Origin of the sequence: Flavobacterium sp. KACC 22761 (assembly GCF_034058155.1) — a bacterium.
In the GTDB taxonomy this organism is placed as follows: domain Bacteria; phylum Bacteroidota; class Bacteroidia; order Flavobacteriales; family Flavobacteriaceae; genus Flavobacterium.
Genome location: NZ_CP139148.1, coordinates 702899 through 728020 on the forward strand (window position 1 = coordinate 702899; position 25122 = coordinate 728020).

At 34.2% G+C, this 25122-nt stretch carries 22 protein-coding genes and 1 tRNA gene; 17 read left to right on the plus strand and 6 right to left on the minus strand.

Annotation, left to right across the window (positions count from 1 at the left end; translation table 11 throughout):
* Window positions 1–24: 24 nt before the first annotated feature.
* The 4 genes from SCB73_RS03060 to SCB73_RS03075 all read right to left on the minus strand — a co-directional run bounded on the left by SCB73_RS03060 (window position 25) and on the right by SCB73_RS03075 (window position 8392).
* Window positions 25–1608 (minus strand): DUF5123 domain-containing protein, encoded by a 1584-nt coding sequence (locus SCB73_RS03060; protein ID WP_320568689.1) that lies wholly within the window; start codon window positions 1606–1608, stop codon window positions 25–27.
* 27 nt (window positions 1609–1635) lie between these two features.
* A complete protein-coding gene (locus tag SCB73_RS03065) occupies window positions 1636–3426 on the minus strand; it encodes a RagB/SusD family nutrient uptake outer membrane protein (RefSeq protein WP_320568690.1) in 1791 nt (596 codons plus the stop codon).
* A gap of 20 nt (window positions 3427–3446) precedes the next feature.
* A complete protein-coding gene (locus SCB73_RS03070; protein ID WP_320568691.1) occupies window positions 3447–6674 on the minus strand; it encodes a SusC/RagA family TonB-linked outer membrane protein in 3228 nt (1075 codons plus the stop codon).
* 551 nt (window positions 6675–7225) lie between these two features.
* On the minus strand, window positions 7226–8392 hold the full coding sequence (locus SCB73_RS03075; protein WP_320568692.1) for an MFS transporter: 1167 nt from the start codon (window positions 8390–8392) through the stop codon (window positions 7226–7228).
* Between the two features lie 103 nt (window positions 8393–8495).
* Between SCB73_RS03075 and SCB73_RS03080 the strand changes: the two genes are divergently transcribed.
* From SCB73_RS03080 to SCB73_RS03125, 10 genes are all read left to right on the plus strand, one after another.
* Window positions 8496–9329, plus strand: a complete 834-nt coding sequence (locus SCB73_RS03080; RefSeq protein WP_320568693.1) for an AraC family transcriptional regulator — start codon at window positions 8496–8498, stop codon at window positions 9327–9329.
* Between the two features lie 70 nt (window positions 9330–9399).
* A complete protein-coding gene (locus SCB73_RS03085) occupies window positions 9400–9759 on the plus strand; it encodes a hypothetical protein (RefSeq protein WP_320568694.1) in 360 nt (119 codons plus the stop codon).
* Between the two features lie 97 nt (window positions 9760–9856).
* Window positions 9857–10384 carry a DUF3347 domain-containing protein gene (locus SCB73_RS03090; RefSeq protein WP_320568695.1) on the plus strand — a complete coding sequence of 176 codons (528 nt, stop codon included), beginning with the start codon at window positions 9857–9859 and terminating at the stop codon, window positions 10382–10384.
* A gap of 44 nt (window positions 10385–10428) precedes the next feature.
* Window positions 10429–10947, plus strand: coding sequence for a helix-turn-helix domain-containing protein (locus tag SCB73_RS03095; protein WP_320568696.1), 519 nt, complete (start codon window positions 10429–10431; stop codon window positions 10945–10947).
* A gap of 349 nt (window positions 10948–11296) precedes the next feature.
* Window positions 11297–13837, plus strand: coding sequence for a heavy metal translocating P-type ATPase (locus tag SCB73_RS03100; protein WP_320568697.1), 2541 nt, complete (start codon window positions 11297–11299; stop codon window positions 13835–13837).
* Window positions 13838–13840: 3 nt separating this feature from the next.
* The gene (locus tag SCB73_RS03105) at window positions 13841–16084 is read left to right on the plus strand and encodes a multicopper oxidase family protein (protein ID WP_320568698.1); all 2244 of its coding nucleotides are present in this window, start codon (window positions 13841–13843) and stop codon (window positions 16082–16084) included.
* Window positions 16085–16193: 109 nt separating this feature from the next.
* On the plus strand, window positions 16194–16859 hold the full coding sequence (locus SCB73_RS03110) for a hypothetical protein (protein WP_320568699.1): 666 nt from the start codon (window positions 16194–16196) through the stop codon (window positions 16857–16859).
* A 56-nt stretch (window positions 16860–16915) separates the two neighbouring features.
* Window positions 16916–17236, plus strand: coding sequence for a hypothetical protein (locus SCB73_RS03115; RefSeq protein ID WP_320568700.1), 321 nt, complete (start codon window positions 16916–16918; stop codon window positions 17234–17236).
* A 3-nt stretch (window positions 17237–17239) separates the two neighbouring features.
* Window positions 17240–17923, plus strand: coding sequence for a hypothetical protein (locus SCB73_RS03120; protein WP_320568701.1), 684 nt, complete (start codon window positions 17240–17242; stop codon window positions 17921–17923).
* A gap of 126 nt (window positions 17924–18049) precedes the next feature.
* Window positions 18050–18208 (plus strand): hypothetical protein, encoded by a 159-nt coding sequence (locus tag SCB73_RS03125; RefSeq protein ID WP_320568702.1) that lies wholly within the window; start codon window positions 18050–18052, stop codon window positions 18206–18208.
* Between the two features lie 139 nt (window positions 18209–18347).
* Here the strand turns inward: SCB73_RS03125 and SCB73_RS03130 are convergent, their stop codons facing one another.
* Window positions 18348–18800, minus strand: coding sequence for a DUF4442 domain-containing protein (locus SCB73_RS03130; RefSeq protein WP_008464693.1), 453 nt, complete (start codon window positions 18798–18800; stop codon window positions 18348–18350).
* Between the two features lie 254 nt (window positions 18801–19054).
* Between SCB73_RS03130 and SCB73_RS03135 the strand changes: the two genes are divergently transcribed.
* The 5 genes from SCB73_RS03135 to SCB73_RS03155 all read left to right on the plus strand — a co-directional run bounded on the left by SCB73_RS03135 (window position 19055) and on the right by SCB73_RS03155 (window position 23370).
* The gene (locus SCB73_RS03135) at window positions 19055–19510 is read left to right on the plus strand and encodes a DUF4870 domain-containing protein (RefSeq protein WP_320568703.1); all 456 of its coding nucleotides are present in this window, start codon (window positions 19055–19057) and stop codon (window positions 19508–19510) included.
* Window positions 19511–19636: 126 nt separating this feature from the next.
* Window positions 19637–19969: a PadR family transcriptional regulator gene (locus tag SCB73_RS03140; RefSeq protein WP_017498072.1), complete on the plus strand. Its 333-nt coding sequence runs from the start codon at window positions 19637–19639 to the stop codon at window positions 19967–19969.
* Between the two features lie 3 nt (window positions 19970–19972).
* The gene (locus tag SCB73_RS03145; protein ID WP_320568704.1) at window positions 19973–21703 is read left to right on the plus strand and encodes a PspC domain-containing protein; all 1731 of its coding nucleotides are present in this window, start codon (window positions 19973–19975) and stop codon (window positions 21701–21703) included.
* Window positions 21704–21717: 14 nt separating this feature from the next.
* Window positions 21718–22452 carry a head GIN domain-containing protein gene (locus tag SCB73_RS03150; RefSeq protein ID WP_320568705.1) on the plus strand — a complete coding sequence of 245 codons (735 nt, stop codon included), beginning with the start codon at window positions 21718–21720 and terminating at the stop codon, window positions 22450–22452.
* An 84-nt stretch (window positions 22453–22536) separates the two neighbouring features.
* Window positions 22537–23370 (plus strand): GIN domain-containing protein, encoded by an 834-nt coding sequence (locus SCB73_RS03155; protein WP_320568706.1) that lies wholly within the window; start codon window positions 22537–22539, stop codon window positions 23368–23370.
* Between the two features lie 143 nt (window positions 23371–23513).
* Here SCB73_RS03155 and trxB read toward each other — a convergent pair whose 3' ends face one another.
* Window positions 23514–24461, minus strand: a complete 948-nt coding sequence (trxB, locus tag SCB73_RS03160; protein ID WP_320568707.1) for a thioredoxin-disulfide reductase — start codon at window positions 24459–24461, stop codon at window positions 23514–23516.
* A gap of 251 nt (window positions 24462–24712) precedes the next feature.
* On the opposite strand from trxB, the gene SCB73_RS03165 reads away from it, so the two are divergent.
* Together SCB73_RS03165 and SCB73_RS03170 are read left to right on the plus strand one after the other, a co-directional pair.
* Window positions 24713–24787 (plus strand) — tRNA-Pro (locus tag SCB73_RS03165).
* A 54-nt stretch (window positions 24788–24841) separates the two neighbouring features.
* Window positions 24842–25093, plus strand: a complete 252-nt coding sequence (locus tag SCB73_RS03170) for a GIY-YIG nuclease family protein (RefSeq protein ID WP_320568708.1) — start codon at window positions 24842–24844, stop codon at window positions 25091–25093.
* Window positions 25094–25122 lie beyond the last annotated feature (29 nt).

Below are 25122 nucleotides of genomic sequence, written 5' to 3' on the forward strand. Positions count from 1 at the left end.
TTTTCAAACTAACTATAAAAATATTTATTTAAGCCATTGTGGATCTCCGATTTTTTTATCTTTTATCGATTGATTTCCAACTGTAAAATTCCCTCCCGCTGCATTTGTAAATTGCGGATCTAAGGTTGTTGCAGAAGCATCAGGTCTGTTATTGCTTCCTACTAGCGCCAAATTAGGAGAATTGAAATTATTATTATTCAAAAATGTCGGTGCTGCAGTTGCAGTTGAGTTTGTATAAACTGCAGATCCAACCGCAAACAATGTGTTACGCACTATTGATGCATTTGAAACAAAACGTAAATACAAGATTCTACTTGCAAGTGGTAATGTAGGTGTATATATTGTACATTGATCAATTAACACATTACTTGTTAAACCTGTTCCAGAAAAACCTCCATTAGCAGGAAGAACAGCATCTAGCCTAACAAAATCACGTGATGAACAGGTATCGAATGTACTTTTTGTTAAAGAAACATTTGCAACAAAAGTAGCTCTAAAGTCAACAAAATCAGCCGAACCGGCAGTATTTACATTTTTAATAGTACTGCCATCAACAGTAAATGATTTTAATTTAGCTGTAGCATTTCCATACATTAATTGAGAAGGAAAATCGTGAACATTAGAATTACTTATTAAAACATCTCCTAATTGTGTTGGAGCAGCAGTGCTTATTGCTATTGCAGCACCTGTTAAACCGCTTCCGCTCATATCTACATCAATCAAAGAGAAATTTACCACTTCACTTGCATTTGCAGGATTATTAGCTAGAGTGAAATTAAGTTTTAATTTTGGTTTATTTTCTGTTCTAAGACCTCTAATGGTTATTGTCTTATTTATAGCTACTAATCCCGTCTGAGTTGTATAGTCTCCAGGCATTAGAACAAGAACAGAACCAGTTGGAGAATCAGTAATTTTTTGAATTAAATTATTGTCTTCTGCTTTAACCAAAATGCCAGTTCCGATATCAATTCCAGTTGTAAAAGTTGCTGTACCACGTTTCTTTGTTCCGTTTAACAAAGTTGCAGTATATTTAGTTTCTCCTGTTAAACCTTTAATAACAGCAACTCCGGCCGTTTTTTCAGCTGCCGTAATTGTATGAGAAATTCCGCCTGGCTCAACAGTAATTTGAGTTACATTACTATTTGGAACCCATCTTAAAGTTACTTGCGTTGCTTCAATATCTGATGCCGGTACTGGCGAAACAAAAAGCTGCTCAGACAAAGTTGTAGCTGTAGTAACCGACCATTTAGAATCTTCTAAACCAGTTGCACTTACTGCTTTTACTCGAATCGAATAAACTGTTTCTCCTTCAAGCTGCACTTTTACAGGCAATTCAGATGGCGCAACATTTACTGTTTTAAAAATAGTTTTAAAGTCAGGATCATCTGCACTGAATTGCACTACATAATGATCTGCATCTGGTTTTACAGTCCAATTCAACTCTACTGAAGTCTCATTTCTAACCGTCGCTTTAAGTTCTATTGGAGAAAACGCTCTGTTTACATCCAAAGTGTCAATTACTCCTTCATTAAAAGTGTCACAACTTGAAAAGGCAGTCATGAACAATAATGCCGCAATTGCTCCTTTCATAATATATTTTGTTTTCATACTCTTACTTTATTAATTCACAAAAGGTTAATACCCATAATCATTAGTCAATTTCCCGTTACTTCCATCTAGGAATACTTGCCAAATTGGCCAAAATTGTCTGTTATCAGGATTAACTCCTGGTTTGTACAAAGTATTGATTTTAGTATCTGCTGCAGCGCCTGTCCATGTCCATGCGAAGCTGGTATAACCTGTTCCTGGATTTGTAGTTTCTCCACGATTTAAACCATAAATATCAAGACTTACGTTATCTGCTTTAAATTTATAATATAAAGTAGATGGAACATCAGCATACTTTCCTGAACGAGTCGACAAATCTTTCATATTTGCCTTAGCTTCGTCCATTTTTGCTTTAAGTAAATTCCAACGAATAAGATTTTGCTTACGCTCCATTTCACCTGTAAACTCATATTTGTTTTCATCAACAAGCGCTTTAAACATAGCATCTTTTGTTGTAAAAGCATTTACATAAGCCTCAACTTTAGCAGGTTGGTCCGCAGCAGCAAATGCTCTTGCTCTTACTGCTTTTAAATATGGCGCTGCCGCCGCTGGTCCTTCTATTTCGTTTGCAGCTTCTGCAGCAATTAATAAAACTTCAGCATAACGCATGTAAATTTTATTCACACCATCATCATTTGTTGAAGTCACAAAACGCGTCATCCACTCGTAACGGTATTTCCCAAAATACCATGTATTTAATGCTCCTAATTCTTGTTTCGCTATGTTGTTTACAGCAGTTCCATATTTATAAGGAACACAAGTAACATCTCTTCTTGTATCTTTTTGATCATAGTCATAGAAAACAGTTGGAAGCGGTCCTGCTGTTCCTCCACGGTTTGCTCCATTTGCATGAAACTGGTCGTTTGTAGTATGGCGCACTGCAAAAGTGAACAACATACGTCCTCTACCATCTGAGAAAGGAAGTTCCCATAATGATTCTCCTCCCGCTGTCAAATATTCTTGATTGTATTTTCTCCAAAATGTCTCAAATGAAGATTCCAAATGCGCTGATCCACTTGCAATAACCGAACGCGATTCAGCTAATGCCAATGCATACATATTTGCCACTGATAATTCAGGATCTGTACTTCTTCTGATTCCGTCAGGATATTGCTGATACCCACTTGCATCCATCGCTAAACGTGCGCGGAAACCTTTTACGAAAGCTTTATTAATTCTTTCTACACTAGTAGTCTCTTTAGTTTCACCTGGCCAAGGAACTAATGTTGCCGCTTCAGCCAAATCAGCCAAAAGTTGTTTGTAAATCACATCACGGCTTGTTTTTCCAACATAAATAGTTGCATTATTTAATGGCTCAAACCTTCCTGGAACATCTCCCCAAGCTTTCACCAAATCAGCATAATAAATTGCTCTCAAAGTCAAAGCTTCTCCTAATAAATATCCTAATTGAGATCCAGGAGTTGGATTACCATAAGTACGCAAACCACGAATACAAATGTTAGCACGCTCAATACCTGAATAACTCATTGCCCACGAATTATTTGCCGTATTCATTTGTGAATTATTTGGTTTTGCATCATAGGTACACAAATCTGAAGCATCACTTACAGTTTGCGAAGAGTTGTACCATTCTGTATCTGTATTCAATCCGTAAAAAGGAAGAAAACGTCCTCTGTAAGAGTTGGTTTCAGCAAATGGAATTTTGATTCCATCAATTGCTGCTGATGCCAAATCTGGGCTAGAAAAAATAACTGATTCGTCTAAGGTTGATTTTGCCGGAGCATCTAAATAATCGTCTGAGCAAGAAGCAAAAAGGCTTGCAATAAATATTCCTGCTATTAATATTTTATGTTTCATCTTGTGAAAGTTTTACTGAATTAAAAATTAAGGTTTAGACCAAAGATCAACTGTCTGCTTCTCGGATAAGCTGAATAATCAACTCCCGGTGTATAAGGCGTGCTTCTTCTAGTTGAAGATTCTGGATCTGGACCTGAATAGTTCGTCCAAACAAAAACATTACTTGCTGTAAAATAAAATCTCAACTTAGAAACTCCTAAAGCAGAAGTCAAAGCATTTGGAGTTGTATAACCCAAACTCAAAGTATTAAGTCTTAAGAAAGATCCGTCTTCAACTGCCCAATCACTAAATACATAGCGAGGCATATAAGGCGACCACATTGTAGTGTTTGCATTTAAAGCAGTCAATGCTGTAGGATCTGTTACTAATTGTCCTGTGTTTGGATCAAGATTTGTCCATCTTTTTCCATCAGCCATTTCTGTGCTTAAATTTCTATATTGTCCATTCGGAATTGAAGAAGCAAATTCAATTTTATTTGCGTTGTACACATCGTTTCCAATACTCCAGTTGAAAGCAGCAGAAAGATCGAATCCGTAAGCATTTGCATTTAACACCATACCACCTGTGCTTTTTGGATTTGCATTTCCAATAACAGTCAAATCATTTGCATTTACTTTTCCGTCACCATCAATATCTTTTAATTTCATAGCACCTGGCTGCATTTTACCAACTACTGTTGAACCGTCTGGCACTCCACTTTTTAAAGTATAAGCTCCTGCAGCGTAATCAAAGTCGCTTACTTCATAACGTCCATCGCTCTTATATCCGTACATGATACCTAATGGCTGTCCTACGTTAACTAAATAATCTCCTGTAATTGATGACGAAGCCCATCCAGATGACGCAGTAAAGTTATTCATTACTCCAAGTGAGTTGATTTTATTAGTATTAAATGCAGCGTTGAAAGATACACTTACACCGTACTTTTCTCTTTCAATAAGGTTAAGATTCAAAGTTGCCTCAACTCCACTGTTTTGAATTTCACCCATATTTCTGTATTGGTTGTCATAACCTCCAGAGATTGGGAAAAGCATTAATAAATCTTTTGTTTTATTTTTATAAACCTCTACCGATCCTGTTACTTTGTTTTTGAACAAGTCAAAATCTAAACCGATATTTTGTGTAACTGTAGTTTCCCATTTTAAATCTGGATTTGCCATTGTTTTAGAAGCTGCCCAGAAATTATCAACACCATTAATCCAAGTAGATGTAGAAGAAATGAAACTTTGAACCATTTGTCCAGTTGGAATATTATTGTTTCCAGCCTCACCATAACTCACTCTTAATTTAAGCAAATTGATCCATGAAGCATCTTTCATAAACTCTTCTCCTGAAATTTTCCAAGCTGCTGCTGCTGCAGGGAAGAATCCCCATTTATTGCTGCCTAAGAATTTACTAGATCCATCGGCACGGTACGTTGCTGTAAGAAGATATTTGTCTTTATAGTCATAATTTGCACGTCCGAAGAAAGAAAGCAGTTTGTCATCTGGATAATAAAAATTATCAACTGAAATTGGCGTACCCTGAGAAGTTAATTTTTTTGCTTCATCTAGTTCAAAAGATAATGGATAACCTTGAATTGTACTTGTAAGGTCATTTCTTTGATAGTTAATACTTTCTTCTCCAAAAAGGAATTTCAAATTATGATTTTCACCAACTAATTTTTTCAAATCATAATTTAAAGTATTCGCATTTCTAAAACGAGTATCTTTTCTGTCCACCATAATCATCGCAGGCATATTTTGTCTTTCTGCTGCTGGATTATTTTTTACATAATACGTTGTACGTCCGTAGAAACGGTAATCTTGGTAGTTATAGTTGTCTAAACCTAACTCTGATTTAAAAACTAAATCTTGAGTCAATTTCCAAGAAAAACTTCCTAATGTATTAAAGTTTTTTCTGAACTGTTGACGGTTATTATCTGTAATAGCTACGAAAGGGTGCGTTAAATTTGCGGCAACAGCTTCATCTGTATCATCAGTAGTCAAACCTGGGACTGGAATTGGAGCATATCCAACAATATTTTTCAAACGAGAATCTGCTGATGAAACCTCATTTTGCTCGTTCATACCAGCACCATTAATTTCTGTATCTGAGTAACGAACTGTAAAACTTAAATCAATTTTATCAGAAGCTTTGCTGTTTAAGGCAAGAGATAAATTGTTTCTGTTGAAATCAGATCCCAACATAATTGCTTTTTCGTCATAATGAGCATAGTTGAAATTATAGTTTATTTTATCAGATCCACCACGAATAGACAAGTCACGGCTTTGAACTTCACCTGTACGTCCAAAAACTTGTTTTTGCCAGTCGTTTCCTTTCATGCCTTTGTATTGGTCATAATCTTGCCAGTTACCAAAATATTTTGTGTAAGAACTTGGGTTACTCAAAATAGTTTTGTCTGTTTGATCAAGCAATGCATACTCATATTGCCATTTCACATAATCTTCAGGAGATGTAACAGGAATCGTATTTGTCATCTGTTTCATTCCGTAGAACATATTGAAGTTTACTGCAATTTTACCATCTTTACCTTTTTTCGTAGTAACAATAATAACTCCATAAGCTCCTCTAGAACCATAGATTGCTGTAGATGATGCATCTTTCAAGACTGTCATAGTTTCAATATCAGAAGCAGAAATATCATTAAGACTGTTTACCGGAAATCCATCAACGATATATAATGGAGATGCATCTTGGCTTAAAGAACCGTTTCCACGAATTCTAACTTGAATATTCGAATCTGGCGAACCTTCAGAAGAAGTTACCGATACTCCGGCAATACGCCCAGTTAAAGCTTCTGCAACGTTAGGAACCGGAATTTTGCGCACCTCATTTCCAGAGAATGTCGCAACTGCTCCAGTCAAATCAGATTTCTTTGAAGTTCCATATCCAATTACAACAACCTCATTCAAGTTATTAGAATCTTCGGTCAGAACTACATCAACTTTCGTTTTTCCTGCTGCAGGAATTTCTTTGGTTCCAAATCCGATAAATGAAAAAGTCAAAACAGCTTTAGGATTAGTCAATTTGATCTTATAACGTCCGTCAAAATCTGTAGAAACACCGTTTTTAGTTCCTTTTTCAAGCACATTAACTCCCGGCAAAGTAAGTCCGGCAGCGTCCTTAACTGTTCCTTCTATAGTTGTAGTCTGTGCATTTACCTGACTACTCATAAGCAAGCACAATAAGAAAACAAGTACAGAGCAATAGTTTGCTCCTTTGTTTAATAATTCTTTAAAGTTCATGGTTTATTGTTTAAGTTATTAAATGGTTAATCGTAATTTATGTGGTTTTGAAATTTTAATTTTTGATGTTTTTACTGTCTTAATTTTAAAAAAACTCAATAACAGCAAGGTTTTTCAATCGATTTCGCTTTTGAAAAATAAGTTGCAATCAACAAAAATCAAATCATGTAATCGATTACACAAACATAGATATTTTTTTCATATAAAAAATTAATTTTCATAAAAATTTGCTAAAAAAAATTACATATCAAAAATAAAAGCACTTTTTTATACCACAAATGCAATTTATATTATGAATAAATAGTAATTATATTATTGTCAAATATTAATTTCTTTCGTTTTTATCAAAAAAACAATCGATTACATGAAAAAAAAATATTCAATCAATTTTTATAGAAGAAGAAAAACAAAACACATTGCGAAGCCCTAAAAATCCAATTAATTCCTACAATATCATCCAAAGCCATTGCCTAAATTTAAAATTGAATTCAAAAAAAAAGCCCTTAAACAATTAAGTTTAAGGACATTTGAATAATGGATTCGTTTTTTTTTTAAGCGCGCTGCAGTTGTAAATTTGCTTTGTGTTTTTGCATTAAAGTAAAAGTAATTATCATTCCGGTGATAGCCATTGCAATACCTATAAGATTGGGTGAAGCAAAGTTATAACCTGCTGCCAAAGGAAGTCCGCCAAGAAAAGCTCCCAAAGCATTTCCAATATTAAAACTTCCTTGAAGCGCTGCCGAAGCAATCATTTCAGCATCTTTAGCTGTTTTGATCATTAGCATTTGAATTGGTGCGATAACTGAAAAAGAAATTGCTCCCGTCAAAAATGTTAGAAATAACGAAATATATTGATTGAAAGAGAAAAAGTAAACCATCAACAAATCAAGAACCATTACGAACAATAATGCAAGTACGGTTGGAGCTGGTGAATATTTATCAGCTAATTTCCCTCCCAGAAAATTCCCGACAACCATTCCTAATCCCGCCAAGATTAAGATTGAAGAAACATCTTCTGGCGAAAATTTAGAAATATTAATTAATAGCGGCGCAATATAACTGATCCAGGCAAACAATCCTCCAAAACCAATTGCAGTAATTCCGATGATTAACCAAGCTTCAGTTTTTTTGAAAAATTGTAATTGCGTTTTCATATTTACATCACCGGCTTTCTCCAATTTTGGCATCCATAAAGAAATAAACAAAAATGTCAATAAACCAACAATTGCAATTAATATAAAGGTATAACGCCAAATAAAATGATGCCCAATATAGGTACCAATTGGCACACCAATTAGGTTAGCAATTGTCAAACCAGCAAACATAATGGAGATGGCCTGTGCTTCTTTTCCTTTATCAGCCAAGCGACTGGCAACAACCGCTCCAACTCCAAAAAAGGCTCCGTGTGGCAATCCAGAAAGAAATCTCGAAGCAAACAAGAAATTATAATTTGGCGCAATTATCGAAAGTGCATTAAAAACGGTCAGCATTAGCGCCAAAATCAAAAGCATTTTTTTTGGCGGAAAATTGCGTCCTAAGATTACTAATAAAGGCGCTCCAATAACAACTCCAAGTGCATAAGACGAAATTAAATATCCAGCAACCGGAATTGAAACTTTCATATCTGAAGCAATATCTGGGAGTAATCCCATCATTACAAATTCTGTAATTCCAATAGTTAACCCTCCTAAAGAGAGTGCAATAAGACTTTTTTTCATTTTGATTCAATGTAGAAAGGAATAGATTTCTACGACGCAAAATTAACACCGTTAAGCGAATTAAAAATTGTATATTTGTGATATAAAATTGTATAATTAAGTTATGCCGAAATTAAATCAGTTTAAAACGCTTGTCCTTGACGAATTTGAAGAAGAAAAATTTCACCTTCCTCCACATACACATACGTATTACGAAATCATATACATTAAGAAAGGGAGCGGGATTCATCATCTAAATAATAATCTTCTGCCTTACAAAGCGGGCGACTTATTTGTGATTTCGCCAGACGATGAACATTATTTTGACATAAAGAAAAGCACTCGATTCATCTTTATCAAATTCACTGACAATTATTTCAATTCTAAACAGAATTTAACTTGCGATGAATTTTTATTGAATACTCCCGAAAGTTTCATGCGCGATAAAATCTTAAAAGAAACGGTTTTGAAATTTGATGAACCTTGCAGAACAATTTTAAAAAATACTGTCGAAAATATTGTAACCTATGATAAGTATATCGATGTTACCTCTTCTCCGATTGTATTTTATCAGATTCTTTCGATTTTTGGTTTAATCAAAGAAACTATCCGCTGCATGAACCTTCAGATGAAATCGGCTCATTTTGATAGTGAACAAATTGCCAATTATATTCATCAGAATATTTATCAGCCCAAATTGGTTCAGGTAAAAGTTATTGCAGAACATTTTAATATTGCGCAAACCTATTTTAGCGCTTATTTCAAAAGGACTTTTGGTGTCAGTTATCGAGAATATATTCATAATTTAAGATTGGCTTTAATCGAAAAAAGATTTCACAACAATAAATTGCCGATTAAACAGATTGCGCATGAATTTGGCTTTACAGACGAAAGTCATTTGACCAATTATTTCAAAAAACGTAAAAACATGAAACCGACAGATTTCAAAAAACTCTAGTTAGCAAAATCTTAAAAAGTAATTTCCTCGAACATTTTTAGCTAAATTTGTGCTACTAAAAACAATTTCTTTGGAAAAGAAAATCCATATAATGATGCTTTTTATAATACTCAGTTTCTTTTGGAACCCGAGTTATACTTACGCATGCCATTCTGGACACTCTAAAGAAATTGTTGCCAAAGAAGAAAACAGCTGTTCTAAAAAATGCTGTGAAAAGAAAACTTCAAAACAAGAAAAACACAATTGTGACGGAAAATGCCGTCATAGCAGCTGTACAACTTCGGCGTTGCAATTCGTTATTTTAAACTCAAATGATTTTGATTTACAAAACGATGTTTTTAATTTTTCTTTAAAAAACACCATTTCATCTTATAGCAATTCTACTATTTCTTCTGGATTTACATCGATTTGGCTGAAGCCGAAAATATAATTATTGTATTTGTGACAGCCCATGTTGGGTCTTTTTGAAATCAAATTTTTTAATTAATTTTAAAGGAAATTAAATCCTTTACCAAATATCATATACAATGAAAAAATCAATTATAGCTTTAGCAACAGCACTTACGGTAGTATTTAGTGCAAATACAATTCAGGCAAAAACAAATAACGCCGAATCAACAGCAATCGAAATGGCAGATTCTCAATTACAATCTGTTTACGATGCATATTTTTCAGTAAAAGATGCACTTATTAAAAGTGACAGCAAACTGACTTCGGCGAAAGCGACAACTTTATTAACTGCTATTACTGCAGTAAAAATGGACAAACTTAAAAGCAATGAGCATACCGTTTGGATGAAAGTGGTTAAAAAACTAACTGCCGACGCCAAAAGTATTTCAACCACAACAGATCTTAAAAAACAGCGCGAGACTTTTAAATCTTTATCTAAAAGTACTTACGACTTAATAAAAGTTTCAAGTCCAACAGAACCAATCTACAAACAATATTGCCCAATGGCAGACGCTGATTGGTTAAGTAAAGAAAAAGCAGTTAAGAATCCGTACTACGGTTCTTCTATGCTAACTTGCGGAAATGTGGTAGAAACAATCAAATAAATATGAAGCTCTACATCAAAAATATGGTGTGCAGCCGATGCAAAATGGTAGTGAAGTCTGAGTTCGAAAAACTCGGACTTCAACCTACTGCTGTAGAATTGGGAGAAGTTGAGCTACAAGAAGAAATCAGCGATAAGCAAAAAGAAGTTTTATTAGAAAATCTTCAAGCTTTAGGTTTTGATTTAATTGATGATAAAAAAACAAAAACCGTCGAAAGAATAAAAAACCTGATTGTCGATTTGGTTCATCATAAAAATAATGATTTAAAAATAAACCTATCAGAATATCTGGCAGAAAACCTCAATCAAGATTATAATTCGTTAAGCAATTTATTTTCTGAAATTGAAAACACCACTATCGAAAAGTATTTCATCAGTCAGAAAATCGAAAAAGTAAAGGAATTATTGGTTTATAATGAGCTTTCGTTAAGCGAAATTGCCGATATGCTTAACTACAGTAATGTAGCGCATTTAAGCAATCAATTCAAAAAAATTACAGGCTTTACTCCTACTTCTTTCAAACAGTCAAAAGATAAAATGCGCATACAGATCGAGAATATTTAATCTCTCGCAAAGTCGCACAGGCGCAAAGTTTTTTTACTCTCCCGCAGATTCAGCAGATTTAACAGATTTAAATTTTAATGCTTACAATTAATTTATCTGCCAAATCTGCTGAATCTGCGGGAGATTATTTTTAATTATCTTATTAAATACAAAACTTCGCGCCTGTGCGACTTTGCGAGATTAATGCCAACGTTTTAAAAAAAATCTGCTTAAATCTGCCATCCCGATAGCTATCGGGAGCGTGAAACAAAAATCATTTAGTAAATCTTACAAATCATTCCCAAAATTCTACAAACCGAACTCACAGATACTTAGGAAATTTGCATTGTAATACTTAAAAACCAATACAATGACTCATCAATATATAATTTCAGGAATGTCGTGCAACGGATGCCGAACCAAAGTCGAGAAAACTCTAAACGAAGTTGAAGGCGTTCATGCAGAAGTTAGTTTGAATCCGCCAACAGCAACCATAACAATGGATAAGCACGTCCCGACAGAAAAATTTCAGGAAGTTTTATCGGATGCGGGGAATTATACTATTGAAATGGATTCTCCTAAAAATCATGGGGAACCTGCCGTTAAATCTTGCTGTGCAAGTCATAAAAAAGAGAATCACGATCATAGTCATCATAAAACAGAAACAAAAAAAGTACACCAGCATAGTGCAAATGGCGTTTATTATTGTCCAATGCATTGCGAAGGCGATAAAACATACAACAAACCCGGAGATTGTGCGGTCTGCGGAATGGACTTAGTTCCGCAAGTTGCCGTAACTGCAACACAATTTACGTGTCCAATGCATCCTGAAATCGTTTCAAACGAACCAGGCGATTGTCCAATTTGCGGAATGGATTTAGTTCCGATGCAGGCTTCAGAAAGTGAAGAAAACAAAACCTACACTAATTTATTGAAGAAGATGAAAATCGCGATTTTGTTTACGCTTCCTATTTTCATTATTTCCATGTCAGAAATGATTCCGAATAATCCATTATATAATGTAATTTCGATTGAAAAGTGGAATTGGGTTCAGCTTTTATTTTCGATTCCTGTTTTGTTTTATGCAGGATGGATGTTTTTCGTTCGCGCATACAAATCAATAGTAACTTGGAATTTAAACATGTTTACTTTAATCGGAATCGGAACCAGCGTTGCTTTTCTATTTAGTATTGTCGGAATGTTTTTTCCAGATATTTTTCCTTCGGAATTCAAATCACATCACGGAACGATTCATTTGTATTTTGAAGCTGCGACCGTAATTATCACTTTGGTTTTATTAGGACAATTATTGGAAGCCAAAGCGCACGGACAAACAAATGGTGCGATAAAAGAACTATTGAAATTAGCTCCAACGGAAGCAACTTTGGTTGAAAACGGAATTGACAAAGTAATTTCAATCCATAATATCAAAAAAGGCGATTTACTTCGTGTAAAACCGGGAGAAAAAATTCCAGTTGATGGAAAAATAACAACTGGCGAAAGTAGCATCGACGAATCTATGATTACAGGAGAGCCAATTCCGGTAGATAAAAAAACAGGCGATGCCGTGATTTCCGGAACTATAAACGGAACAAAATCGTTTGTAATGATTGCTGAAAAAGTAGGATCAGAAACCATGTTGTCGCAAATTATTCAAATGGTAAATGATGCCAGCAAATCTCGCGCTCCAATTCAGAAATTAGCCGATCGCGTTTCTAAATATTTTGTGCCGACAGTTGTGATCATTTCAATTTTAACATTCTTTCTTTGGGCAAAATTTGGTCCAGAACCCGCTTACGTTTACGGATTAATTAATGCGATTGCCGTTTTAATTATTGCTTGCCCTTGCGCACTCGGATTAGCAACGCCAATGTCTGTAATGGTTGGGGTGGGAAAAGGCGCTCAAAACGGAATCCTGATTAAAAATGCCGAAGCATTGGAAAACATGAATAAAATTGATGTTTTGATAACCGATAAAACAGGAACAATTACCGAAGGAAAACCATCTGTAGAAAAAATATACGCGGTTAACAATGACGAAGATTTTCTGCTTCAAAACATTGCTTCGTTAAATCAGCACAGTGAACATCCTTTGGCGCAAGCCGTTGTCAATTTCGCTAAAGCAAAAAATAGTTCATTCAAAGAAGTTCAAGGTTTCGAAACTATTGCAGGAAAAGGTGTTTTAGGAACTATAGAAAACATAAGTGTCGCTTTAGGAAACAAAAAATTAATGGCTGAAATTGGTGCATCTGTTTCTAATGATTTAGAACAAAAAGTAATTTCTGAACAGAATTTAGGAAAAACTATTTCGTACATCGCCATTGAAAAAAGCGTTTTAGGTTTCGTTGCCATTACCGATGCCATTAAAGAAAACAGTGCAAAAGCTATTAAAGAATTAATTGCTCAAGGCGTTGAGGTTATTATGATGACAGGGGATAATCATAATACTGCAAAAGCCGTTGCTGAACATTTGCATTTGAGTTCTTTTAAAGCAGATTGTCTTCCGCAAGATAAATTGAAAGAAATTGAACGTCTTCAAGCACAAGGAAAAATCGTTGCCATGGCGGGTGACGGAATCAACGATGCGCCTGCTCTGGCTCAATCCAACATCGGAATTGCAATGGGAACAGGAACTGATGTCGCAATCGAAAGCGCTAAAATTACTTTAGTAAAAGGAGACTTAAACGGAATCGTAAAAGCTAAAAATCTAAGCCATGCTGTGATGTCAAATATCAAGCAAAATTTATTCTTTGCTTTTATTTATAACACTTTAGGCGTTCCAATTGCGGCTGGAATTTTATATCCTTTTTTAGGAATCTTGCTTTCGCCGATGCTAGCTGCGGTGGCAATGAGTTTGAGTTCTGTCTCAGTAATCGTAAATGCTTTGCGATTGAGAAATTTAAAATTATAATATATGATTAAGATCAAATATATACTTATACTATTTTTAATTGCTTTTCAGTTAAAGGCACAAAAAATCGTGCGTTACGATTTGCATGTTCGCGATACGATTGTCAATTTTTCGGGTAAAGAAAAACGCGCGATTGCAGTAAATGGACAAATTCCGATGCCGACGCTAACTTTTACAGAAGGTGATATTGCAGAAATTTATGTGCATAACGAATTAAAAAAGGAAAGTACTTCGATGCACTGGCACGGATTGTTTCTGCCTAATAAAGAAGATGGCGTTCCGTATTTAACTCAAATGCCAATTGAACCCAGAACAACTCACAAATATACTTTCCCAATTATTCAAAACGGAACGTATTGGTATCACAGCCATTCGGGTTTGCAGGAACAAATTGGTTTGTACGGACTTTTTATCATCAATAAGAAAAAAGACGATTCGACAATTCGAAAAGGCATCGACGATTTGCCAACGATTCCAGTCATTTTAAGCGAATGGTCAGATCTTAAACCAGAGAATATTCAGCGAATGCTGCACAATGCCAATGACTGGTTTGCGATTAAAAAAGGAACGACTCAAAGTTATGCCGAAGCTATCAAACAAGGGCATTTTTCGACCAAAGTGACCAACGAATGGAAACGAATGAATGCAATGGATGTCAGCGATGTTTATTACGAAAAGTTTCTAATTAACGGAAAAAATGAACAGCAGTTTTCAGATCTTAAACCAGGTTCAAAAGTCCGCTTACGAATTGCCAATGGAGGTGCTTCCAGTTATTTTTGGCTGACTTATGGTGGAGGAAAAATCACCGTTGTAGCAAGTGATGGAAACGATGTCGAACCAGTAGAAGTAGATCGTTTGATTATTGCGGTTTCTGAAACTTACGATATTGTCGTTACGATTCCAGAAGACCATAAATCTTTTGCTTTTTTGGCTACAGCCGAAGATAGAACAGGATCTGCGTCTTTGTTTTTAGGAAGTGGAGAAAAACAGCCTGTTCATCATCTTTCGAAATTAAAATATTTTGAAGGCATGAAAATGATGAACGATATGATGAAAATGAACGGCGACATGAACGATATGGGCATGAATATGTCTTTAAATAAAATGGACATGAATGCTGTAATGTATCCTGAAATTTCGGGCGAAGATGAAAATGCGAAACCTAAAATGGATCATTCTAATCATAATATGGCCGACATGAAAATGGAAAGTGACAGTACTGAAACTTCAGAAATTGTGACTTTGAATTACGGAATGCTGAAATCTCCGTTTAAAACCAATCTCCCAAAAGATGCGCCTGTTAAAGAATTACGTTTCACTTTATCTGGAAATATGAATCGTTATGTTTGGAGTTTAGATAATAAAGTAGTTTCTGAAACCGATAAAATCTTAATCAAAAAAGGAGAAAATGTTCGCATCGTTTTATACAACGGTTCGATGATGCGTCACCCAATGCATTTACACGGACATGATTTTAGAATTCTAAACGAACACGGCGATTATGCTCCGCTAAAAAATGTGATTGATATTATGCCAATGGAAACCGATACGATCGAATTCCAAGCAAATGCAGATGGCGACTGGTTTTTTCACTGTCATATTTTGTATCACATGATGGCTGGGATGGGAAGGATTTTTAGTTATGAAAATTCAGCGCCAAACCCGCTGATCCATCATCCGGAAATGGCTTTTAAAATGCTGAAAATGGATGATCGTATGTTTCATTTTATGGGAGAAAATGATTTTGCTACAAATGGAAATGATGGTGAAGCAATGTTCAGCAACACACGTTGGAGTATTGGAACGGAATGGAGACTAGGTTACAACGACAAACACGGTTATGAAACTGAAACTCACATTGGTCGTTATATTGGAAAAAATCAATGGTTAATGCCATTTATTGGTTTTGACTGGCGCTACCGAAAAATGGGAATGGACGAACAGGAACAAAATCTTTGGGGACAAAAAAATACCAAAGACAATCGTTCGGTTTTCAGCATCGGAGCCGAATATACTTTACCAATGCTGGTAAAAGCACAACTGGAAGTTTTTACAGATGGAAATGTGAGAGTACAATTTGAACGAAAAGATATTCCGCTTTCACAGCGTCTTCGAATGAATTTAATGTGGAATACCGATAAAGAATATATGGCGGGATTGAAATATATTGTTGCCAGAAACTTTGGAATCACAACGCATTATGATAGCGATATGGGAATTGGTTTTGGGGTTAGTGTGAATTATTAATTTGTTTTTTCACCATATAAGTGATTTAAGTTCATTTAGAAAAGCATTCTTAACAATGAAATAAATTAATATCTTAGTTTTCTAGAAACCAATAATCTGGACATAAAGTATGAGAAAACTATATTTTGCATTGCTCCTTTTTTGTGGAATAATTTTAATAAGCTGTAACAACAAAAAAGCTGATTTACAATTTGAAAAAAATGTGATGTATGAAGTTTATCCTGCATTAATTGATTCTGTTTGGGTAAATGCTGTGCTAACTTATGTCCCGCCTCCACCGCCAGGAATAGATCCTTCAGAATATAAATTGAATCGACGAAATGAATCGAACAAAAGATTCAATAAAGAACTAGCAGAATTTAAAAAAAAGAAATTCCCTGTTGATCTTGTTTTTTTGGATAAAACAGTTGTAAGGGACAATTCTAAAGAACTTCAAGAACACTTTAAAGATGCTGTACTATCAGAAAACAATATTTTAGATACACTTGATTATAAGTTTGACAGAAAAAAACTGGATTCATATCAAGCTTTTCATCTTCATTATGTTCCTAGAATACCACGTGGAAATGACAGAAAATTTTATAACGAATGTTGTTATTCTGTACGAGGAGTAATTAGTTTAAGCAGAATTCAATTTGATAATGAAAAAAAATATGGCATTCTCACTGCAGGAATTGAATGTGGAGATATGTGCAGTTACGGTTATCGTGTTTATATTAAAAAAGTAAAAAATAAATGGGTTATTGATAAAATAGAAGACGCGTGGATTGCATAATGGCATCAATTTTGGAATGACAAAAAACATCAAAAAAACCAATTGAATTAACCTTTATGAACCAAACTCTTTTCCTTTTATTACTGGCTTTGCCAATGATTTTTCAAATTATATTTGGAAGAAAAGCGATCGGCGAAAGCATAAAACTAACTTTTTTTAAAATCTGTTTAATTACGATTCTTTCTCAATTTATATCCTTCATCATTGCATTTAAAATACTTTCAAACAAATTGCGAGCGGAATCAAACGGACAAATTCACTGCGGAATGCCATTTGTTGGATTAATAGGTTTAGAAATCTTGATCACCATTATTATAGTGGTTATTATTCTTGTTCAATATTTAATTAAGAGATCGTATAATCGTAATTATGAATAAAAAATGAAAGTAATTTCTATTCTCCTAGTTTTCTTTTTTAATAATGCCTTTGCCCAATTTGCAGTCATCAAAGATAATGATGAATATGTAAACATCAGAACTGAAGCTTCAATAGAAAACAACGTTTCAGATAAATTGAACAACGGTTTTGTGGTGTATTGTTTCGAACCAAAAAATAACTGGATCAACATTGATTATTCTAAAAACAACAAAGACAGAAATGGTTATTTATACAAAAATCGGGTTCAATATTTATCTGAATTTACAACTATTCCGTTAATTAAGAAAACTCAAACTCAAGTGATTTTTGAGAAAAATGGTCTTAATATTAGTATTGAAAGCAAAAATTTTGAATCAAATTCAGCAAAATTAACCTTTCTTGAGAAGGACAAATCAATCCTTAAAAAGATTAACGGAAAAGATTTTTGGGGAACTGACGGAGGAATTCCAAAAAGCACTTATAAAAGCATAGCCGTTGTGATAGACAACAATACTATTGAGCTTCCTAAAAATGCTTTTGACGATTTGTTCGAACCTAATCTTTACAACACTAAAATTAATTTCGACAAAAAGAACAACATCTTATATATCGCTTCCAGCAATAGCGATGGCGCAGGCGGATATGAAATTGTCTGGGTTATAGAAAAAGGGAAGTATAAAGAGCGAAAAATTGTTTATGGTTTTTAAATAATGTTGCTTTTTGTTAAATCATTATTGACAAAACATTAACAAAATTGTAAGAATCAACCTTAAGAAATGTCGCTATATTTGATTACCAATTACAATTCTCTAACAAAAATAAATTAAATCAAAATGACAAAAGTAGTTACAATCCTTACTGTTGCTTTATTTACAATTGGCCTAAGTGCTCAAGAAACAAAACCAGCAACAAAAGATAAAACGAAAAAAGAATCATGTTGTAAAAAAACAACAGACAAAAAAGACACAAAATCTTGTTGCGTTAAAAAGTAACGATAAATTATAAAGTAAAAGGCTTCGAATTGTTCTAAGCCTTTTTTTATGTTTTTTCGCCACGAATTTCACTAATTTACACTAATTACTTTCCATTTAAAATTTGTGCTAATCCGTGAAATTCGTGGCAAACAAAATTCTATTTCAATCTAACGCTCCATTCAAAATCCATTTCAGAAACCTGAACTCCTTCTTCATTTGTTCCAATAGATTTCATCCAGAACGTCTGCCCTTCTCCGGTTTCAATTGTTTTTTGAATCGCTTCAGCAATTAAATGACCATCGTTGCATACAAATGTTATTCTGCCCGTTGCTTTTTTAGTGAAGTTTCCTTTATTATTAGCAACTAACATTGAAATTTTTCGGCCACTTTCCTGAATCTGAGAAATCACCAAAGCTCCTGTTGTTAACTCTGCCGCCATTGCCTGAACTGCAAAATACATAGAATTAAAAGGGTTTTGATTGATCCAACGGTGTTTGACACTAACAATACAACTGTCTTTATCGATAGCTTTTACACGTACACCGCAAAAGTATGCCGATGGTAATTTGAACAATACAAATTTGTTGAGTTTGGAAACTGAAACTGCCATAGATTTATTTTTTTATGTAAAAATACAAAAAAACTATGCGCGCACAATAAATTCAATACTCTTTTGAAAGACACCAATAAAATCAAGCATTCCGAATGATTTTCAGCAAATTATCTTAGTATTACAAATTTTAAACTTGTTAAAATTTTGTTAATATTAGGTACTATGTAAAACAAGATACTGTTTTTTAGCCATATATTTGCATAAGAAATTACTATATACTTTTAATCATGGAAACAACACCACCACTCATCATGGAAACAACATCAGAAAGAAACACTGCGGCATTTACGCATTTAAGCACATTAAGTCAGTACATTATTCCATTTGGGAATTATATTTTCCCAATCATTTTTTGGTCAAGCTACAAAGACAAATCAGAATTTGTAAATCACCACGGAAAACAAACATTGAATTTTCAATTGAGTTTATTGCTTTACACTTTGATTTTGGCTTTAATCGCAATTCCGATTTTCGTATCAGTAGTATTACAAAACATTCCGATGGAAGCTGTTTTTAATGACGAAAATTTCGTAATCAGAAATTTCAACTTTCAAGGAAATATTGCCTTATTAAGTATTGGAGCAACTGCGGTTTTACTTTTTGGATTGCTAAAATTTGTTGAATTCTTTTTAGTGATATATGCTTCAATAAAGGCTTCAAATGGAGAATTATACAATTATCCGCTTACGATTCCTTTTATAAAGTAATCTAAAAAGGTTAAAAGTTATAAGTTATTCGAGATCATTCTAAAAGAATAAATTCGAAATCAATCATCAATCATCATCATCAATCAAAAAACGAATTGTTCAATCAAAAAAAAACAAAATGAAATTATGAACATTGAAAACACAAAAGCACAGATGCGCAAAGGTGTTCTTGAGTTTTGCATCTTATCAGTACTAAAAGAAAAAGATGCCTATACCTCTGAAATATTAGACACTTTAAAAAACGCAAAATTACTAGTTGTAGAAGGAACCGTTTACCCGTTGTTAACTAGATTGAAAAATGACGGTTTACTAAATTATCGCTGGGAAGAATCGACCTCAGGGCCGCCACGAAAATATTATGGATTAACCGAGATAGGACAAACTTTTTTAAACGAACTTAGCGGCACTTGGACAGAATTATCTGACGCCGTAAAACTAATCACCAATCAAAATCAATAAGTCATGAACAAAACAGTAAATATTAACTTAGGCGGTATGTTTTTTCACATCGATGAAGATGCATATTTAAAATTGACACGCTATTTTGACGCTATAAAACGATCACTTAACAACTCATCTGGTCAAGATGAAATTATTAAAGATATCGAAATGCGCGTTTCTGAATTATTAACAGAAAAACAAAAAAGCGAAAAACATGTTGTTGGCTTAAAAGACGTTGACGAAGTGATTGCGGTGATGGGCCAACCTGAAGACTATAGAATTGAAGACGAAGAAAACCAAAATCAATCGTTCAATAATTACGGCGCTAGACAACACAAAAAATTATACCGTGATAAAGAAAAAGGTATGATTGGTGGAGTTGCAACAGGTTTAGGACACTATTTTGGAGTAGATGCAGTTTGGATCAAAATCCTTTTCTTAATCTTTGTTTTCGCAGGTTTTGGAACTGGAATCTTAGCTTACTTCGTGCTTTGGATTGTTACTCCTGAGGCGGTAACAACTTCAGAGAAACTAGAAATGACTGGAGAGCCGGTTACGATTTCGAACATCGAAAAAAAAGTTCGTGAAGAAATTGACTCATTATCTGAAAAATTCAAAAATGCAGATTATGACAAAATGGGAAACCAAGTAAAGTCGGGAGCTGAGAGAATAAGTAGTTCATTTGGAGACTTTATCATGACGGTTTTTAAAATCTTTGCTAAGTTTTTGGGCGTAATTTTAATCATGTCTGGAATTAGTGTTTTGATCATGTTATTAATCGGAATTTTTACTTTGGGAACTAATATTTTTGTTGATTTCCCTTGGCAGAATTTCGTTGACGCTGGAAACTTTACAGATTATCCTCTTTGGTCATTTGGCTTGCTAATGTTCTTTGCGGTTGGAATTCCATTTTTCTTCTTGACTCTGTTAGGATTTAAATTGTTATCTCCGAATTTAAAATCAATCGGAAATATTACAAAATACACTTTGCTTGCCATTTGGATTATTGCTGTTGCAATTGCAATCAGCATCGGAATCAAACAAGCTACTGAAATATCTTATGACAATAAATCGGTTGAGAAAAAGACACTTAACATTTTGCCAAAGGATACACTTTATGTAAAATTCAGATACAACGATTATTATGCAAAAGATTTAGGTCATCATCATGAATTCACTTTTGTACAAGATTCAGCAAACAATAACTTGATTTATTCAAATGATGTTCGTTTGCATGTTTTGCACACTGACAACGCAACGGCATACTTGCAAATCGAGAAAAGTGCAAGAGGAAATTCGTTTTCAAGTGCAAAACAAAGAGCAGAAAAAATTACTTACAATTTACAGATTAAAGGAAATCATTTAATTTTGGATAATTATTTTCTGACAGATGTAAAAAATAAGTTCAGAGGACAAGAAGTTGATGTATATTTGTACTTGCCAGAAGGGCAGTTGTTTAAGCCAGATGCATCAGTACAAGATTATGATCATTCTGAAAATGATTTTTTCAACCTGCACTTTAGCGGCGATTACAATTACAAAGTTGAAGGTTCAAAAATAAAATGCTTAAACTGCCCTGCAGAAGAAAACGAGTATAATGATGGAGATTATGATAGTGACGAAAACACTATTGAAAATGACACTGTAAAGGAAGTTTCGATTAAAGTTAACGGAAAAGAAATTTTAAACGGAAAAAAAACCAAAGGAAAGTTAACCACTGATAAAAATGGAGTTATAATTAAAATCAACTAATAATACCACAAGCCATGATCAAAATAATCATTCATATTACAAAATTTATTATTGCAGCTGTTACCGCATTATTGTTTGCCTCTTGCAACTTTAATTTGAATGCAGTTGAAGGAAGCGGAAATGTAACTACTGAGAAAAGAATTGTTCAGGGAGATTTCAAAAAAGTATCGGTAAGCAATGCGATTGATTTAGTAATCGTACAGTCTGATTCAACTGAAATTTTAGTGGAAGCTGATGATAATCTGCAAAAAGACATCATCACAAAAGTAGAAAATGGAACATTGATAATCAAATGCAAATTCAGCTCATTCAGAAATATTACTGCTAAAAAAGTAACAGTAAAAATGCCTGTTATTGATAAACTTGAAGCTTCTAGCGCATCATCTGTTCAAAGCAAAAATACAATTCAAGCAGAAAACATTGATTTGGAAACTTCAAGCGCAGCCTCAATGAATGTTAATGTAGAATCTGATAATATTTCGGCTGATTCTGGAAGTGGCAGCACAATTTCACTTGAAGGAAAAGCATTGAAAATTAAAACTTCGGCATCAAGTGGTTCTAACATCAATGCTAAAAAGATGTTGGCGAACGAAGTTCAAGCAGAAGCATCAAGCGGCGGAAGCGTAAATGTACACCCGATTGTAAGCTTAAAAGCAGAAGCATCAAGTGGCGGAAGCATCAACTACGATTCAAATCCGAAAACGGTTGAAAAATCTTCACATTCTGGAGGAAGCATCAGCCAGGGATAAACGAATTTATCTGTTAAATATAAAAGAAATCATTCATCAAAAGTGGATGATTTTTTTATATTTGTCAAAATCAAATCTCGAATAATGAAAAAAAATACTGCCCTGATTTTGTTCTTATTAGTTACAACATTAACTTTTGCACAACGAAGAGAAAAAATTAAAGGAACTAAAATAGTGACGACATCTGTAAAAGAAGTCGGAAGTTTTGACGGACTTGAAGTCGATGACAATTTAGAAGTTTATTTAGAAAGAGGAGAAAAAAACGAAATCAAGATTGAGGCCGACGACAACCTGCATGAAATTGTTGCAATGGATTTAAGAGAAAGAACGCTTCGTTTATACACTTCAAAAGAAAGCACCATTTTCAAAAAACTTGCAGTACGTGTTACTTATACTGGAACACTAAATAAAGTAATCGCAAAAAATGAAGCAGTAATCTACGCTATTCAAGAACTTAAACTAGACGATATTACTTTTAATAGTGTTGATTACTCAAAGCTATATTTAAATGTAAATGCAAAAAAATTCAGTTTAATTTCCGATGACAAATCAAAATCAGAAATAAACCTGAAAGCAGATGAGGCAAATATTCAGTTGAGTAAAAATTCGGCATTGAAATCATTAGTTTCTGCAATTAAATTTAAATGTGATTTATACCAAAAAGGAACTGCAACTATTGAAGGAATTGCTGAAAAAGCAACTATTCGCTTAGATAACAATTCAGTTTTCACCGGAACAAAATTTACTTTGAAAGATGCTAACGTTACTGCAGAAAGCTATTCTACTGGAACTATCTTGGCAGAAACAGCTATTTCAATCGCCGTTGGAGACAAAGCAGAACTTTCATTATTTGGAAACCCAACCATTCAATTGACACGTTTTTCTGAAGAAGCTAAATTGTTTAAGAAAATGAAATAAAAAGTCTCAGTGTTCAGTCACAGTGTTCAGTCTGAAACTTCTTTTAAAAAAAAAGTCCCAATCTTAGAGATTGGGACTTTTTTTATAGTGTCGCCCATTTTCCAATAAAAAACTGAAAACTGTGACTGAATACTGCGACTAATTTACTCTTTTGAAGCCAAATATCTTTCAGCATCAAGCGCAGCCATACATCCTGTACCTGCGGCAGTAATTGCCTGACGATAAACATGATCTGCAGCATCTCCTGCTACGAATACACCAGCAACATTTGTATTTGATGTTCCAGGAGTATTTACGATATAACCTGTTTCATCAAGAGTAATATAATCTTTAAAAATATCAGTATTTGGTTTGTGTCCAATTGCTACAAAGAATCCAGTTGCTGGAATTTCGATTGTTTCGCCAGTTGTTTTGTTCAAAGCTTTAATAGCGTGAACTACATTATTATCTCCTAAAACTTCAACTGTATCGTGATTCATTAAAATCTCGATATTTTCTGTTTTGCGAACGCGCTCTTCCATAATTTTTGAAGCTCTGAATTTTTCGCTTCTCACCAACATTGTTACTTTTTTACAAAGTTTAGATAAGTAATGCGCTTCTTCACAAGCAGAATCTCCTGCTCCAACAATTACAACTTCTTGATTTCTATAGAAAAATCCGTCACAAACAGCACAAGCAGAAACTCCTCCACCCATATTTAAATAATGTTGTTCTGATGGCAATCCTAAATATTTAGCCGAAGCACCTGTAGAAATAATTACAGTTTCACAGTGCAATTCGATTGAATCGTTAATCCAAACTTTATGAATATCTCCAGAAAAATCAACTTTTGTTGCCCATCCATCACGAATATCTGCACCAAAACGTCTTGCTTGCTCTTGCAATTGAATCATCATTTCTGGCCCAGTAACTCCATCAACATAACCTGGAAAGTTTTCAACCTCATTAGTTGTAGTCAATTGACCACCAGGTTGCATTCCTTGATATAACACTGGATTCATGTTAGCTCTAGCCGCATAAATAGCTGCAGTATAACCTGCAGGGCCAGAACCTATAATAAGGCATTTAATTTTTTCGATTGTATTTGACATAGTAATAGTATTTTTGAGTTGCAAATGTAAACTTTATTATAAAAAATACAGACGAAAATAAATCCTAAATAACTATCACAAAATAAGTTTTATTTATTTTCACTTTTTCCTTTTGTAAACGAAATTTATTTATATCTTTGCATCCGCTTTCGGGCAGTACAACAATACATCATCGGGGTGTAGCGTAGCCCGGTTATCGTGTCCCGCTCTAAGGCGGGAAGACCACAGTAACGAACAATGAGCAAATGCTACGGGGTGTAGCGTAGCCCGGTTATCGCGCCTGCTTTGGGAGCAGGAGGCCGCAGGTTCGAATCCTGCCACCCCGACAAAAGCCGAACAGAAATGTTCGGCTTTTTTCATTTCTTTAAATTTGCACGTTTATGTTTTTAGTTTACATTCTTTACAGCACTACAAAAGAAAAATTTTACATCGGTCAAACAAATAATATTGAAGATAGACTTAGACGACACAATAGTGGACAATCTTTATCTACAAAAAATGGTGCACCATGGAAAGTTATTTATACAATTCAACTAAATTCAAGATCTGAAGCAGTAGCTTTAGAAACTAAAATAAAAAAACGAGGTGCAAAAAGATATCTTCAAGACATAGATTTTGAGTTTCAATTGTAGATAGCACGGTTATTGCGTCCCGCCTTAAG

Coding starts and splice junctions, on each gene's coding strand:
- SCB73_RS03060 (WP_320568689.1), bottom strand. CDS start 1,608: ATGAAAACAAAATATATTATGAAAGGAGCAATTGCGGCATTATTGTTC.
- SCB73_RS03065 (WP_320568690.1), bottom strand. CDS start 3,426: ATGAAACATAAAATATTAATAGCAGGAATATTTATTGCAAGCCTTTTT.
- SCB73_RS03070 (WP_320568691.1), bottom strand. CDS start 6,674: ATGAACTTTAAAGAATTATTAAACAAAGGAGCAAACTATTGCTCTGTA.
- SCB73_RS03075 (WP_320568692.1), bottom strand. CDS start 8,392: ATGAAAAAAAGTCTTATTGCACTCTCTTTAGGAGGGTTAACTATTGGA.
- SCB73_RS03080 (WP_320568693.1), top strand. CDS start 8,496: ATGCCGAAATTAAATCAGTTTAAAACGCTTGTCCTTGACGAATTTGAA.
- SCB73_RS03090 (WP_320568695.1), top strand. CDS start 9,857: ATGAAAAAATCAATTATAGCTTTAGCAACAGCACTTACGGTAGTATTT.
- SCB73_RS03095 (WP_320568696.1), top strand. CDS start 10,429: ATGGTAGTGAAGTCTGAGTTCGAAAAACTCGGACTTCAACCTACTGCT.
- SCB73_RS03100 (WP_320568697.1), top strand. CDS start 11,297: ATGACTCATCAATATATAATTTCAGGAATGTCGTGCAACGGATGCCGA.
- SCB73_RS03105 (WP_320568698.1), top strand. CDS start 13,841: ATGATTAAGATCAAATATATACTTATACTATTTTTAATTGCTTTTCAG.
- SCB73_RS03110 (WP_320568699.1), top strand. CDS start 16,194: ATGAGAAAACTATATTTTGCATTGCTCCTTTTTTGTGGAATAATTTTA.
- SCB73_RS03115 (WP_320568700.1), top strand. CDS start 16,916: ATGAACCAAACTCTTTTCCTTTTATTACTGGCTTTGCCAATGATTTTT.
- SCB73_RS03120 (WP_320568701.1), top strand. CDS start 17,240: ATGAAAGTAATTTCTATTCTCCTAGTTTTCTTTTTTAATAATGCCTTT.
- SCB73_RS03125 (WP_320568702.1), top strand. CDS start 18,050: ATGACAAAAGTAGTTACAATCCTTACTGTTGCTTTATTTACAATTGGC.
- SCB73_RS03130 (WP_008464693.1), bottom strand. CDS start 18,800: ATGGCAGTTTCAGTTTCCAAACTCAACAAATTTGTATTGTTCAAATTA.
- SCB73_RS03135 (WP_320568703.1), top strand. CDS start 19,055: ATGGAAACAACATCAGAAAGAAACACTGCGGCATTTACGCATTTAAGC.
- SCB73_RS03140 (WP_017498072.1), top strand. CDS start 19,637: ATGAACATTGAAAACACAAAAGCACAGATGCGCAAAGGTGTTCTTGAG.
- SCB73_RS03145 (WP_320568704.1), top strand. CDS start 19,973: ATGAACAAAACAGTAAATATTAACTTAGGCGGTATGTTTTTTCACATC.
- SCB73_RS03150 (WP_320568705.1), top strand. CDS start 21,718: ATGATCAAAATAATCATTCATATTACAAAATTTATTATTGCAGCTGTT.
- SCB73_RS03155 (WP_320568706.1), top strand. CDS start 22,537: ATGAAAAAAAATACTGCCCTGATTTTGTTCTTATTAGTTACAACATTA.
- trxB (WP_320568707.1), bottom strand. CDS start 24,461: ATGTCAAATACAATCGAAAAAATTAAATGCCTTATTATAGGTTCTGGC.
- SCB73_RS03170 (WP_320568708.1), top strand. CDS start 24,842: ATGTTTTTAGTTTACATTCTTTACAGCACTACAAAAGAAAAATTTTAC.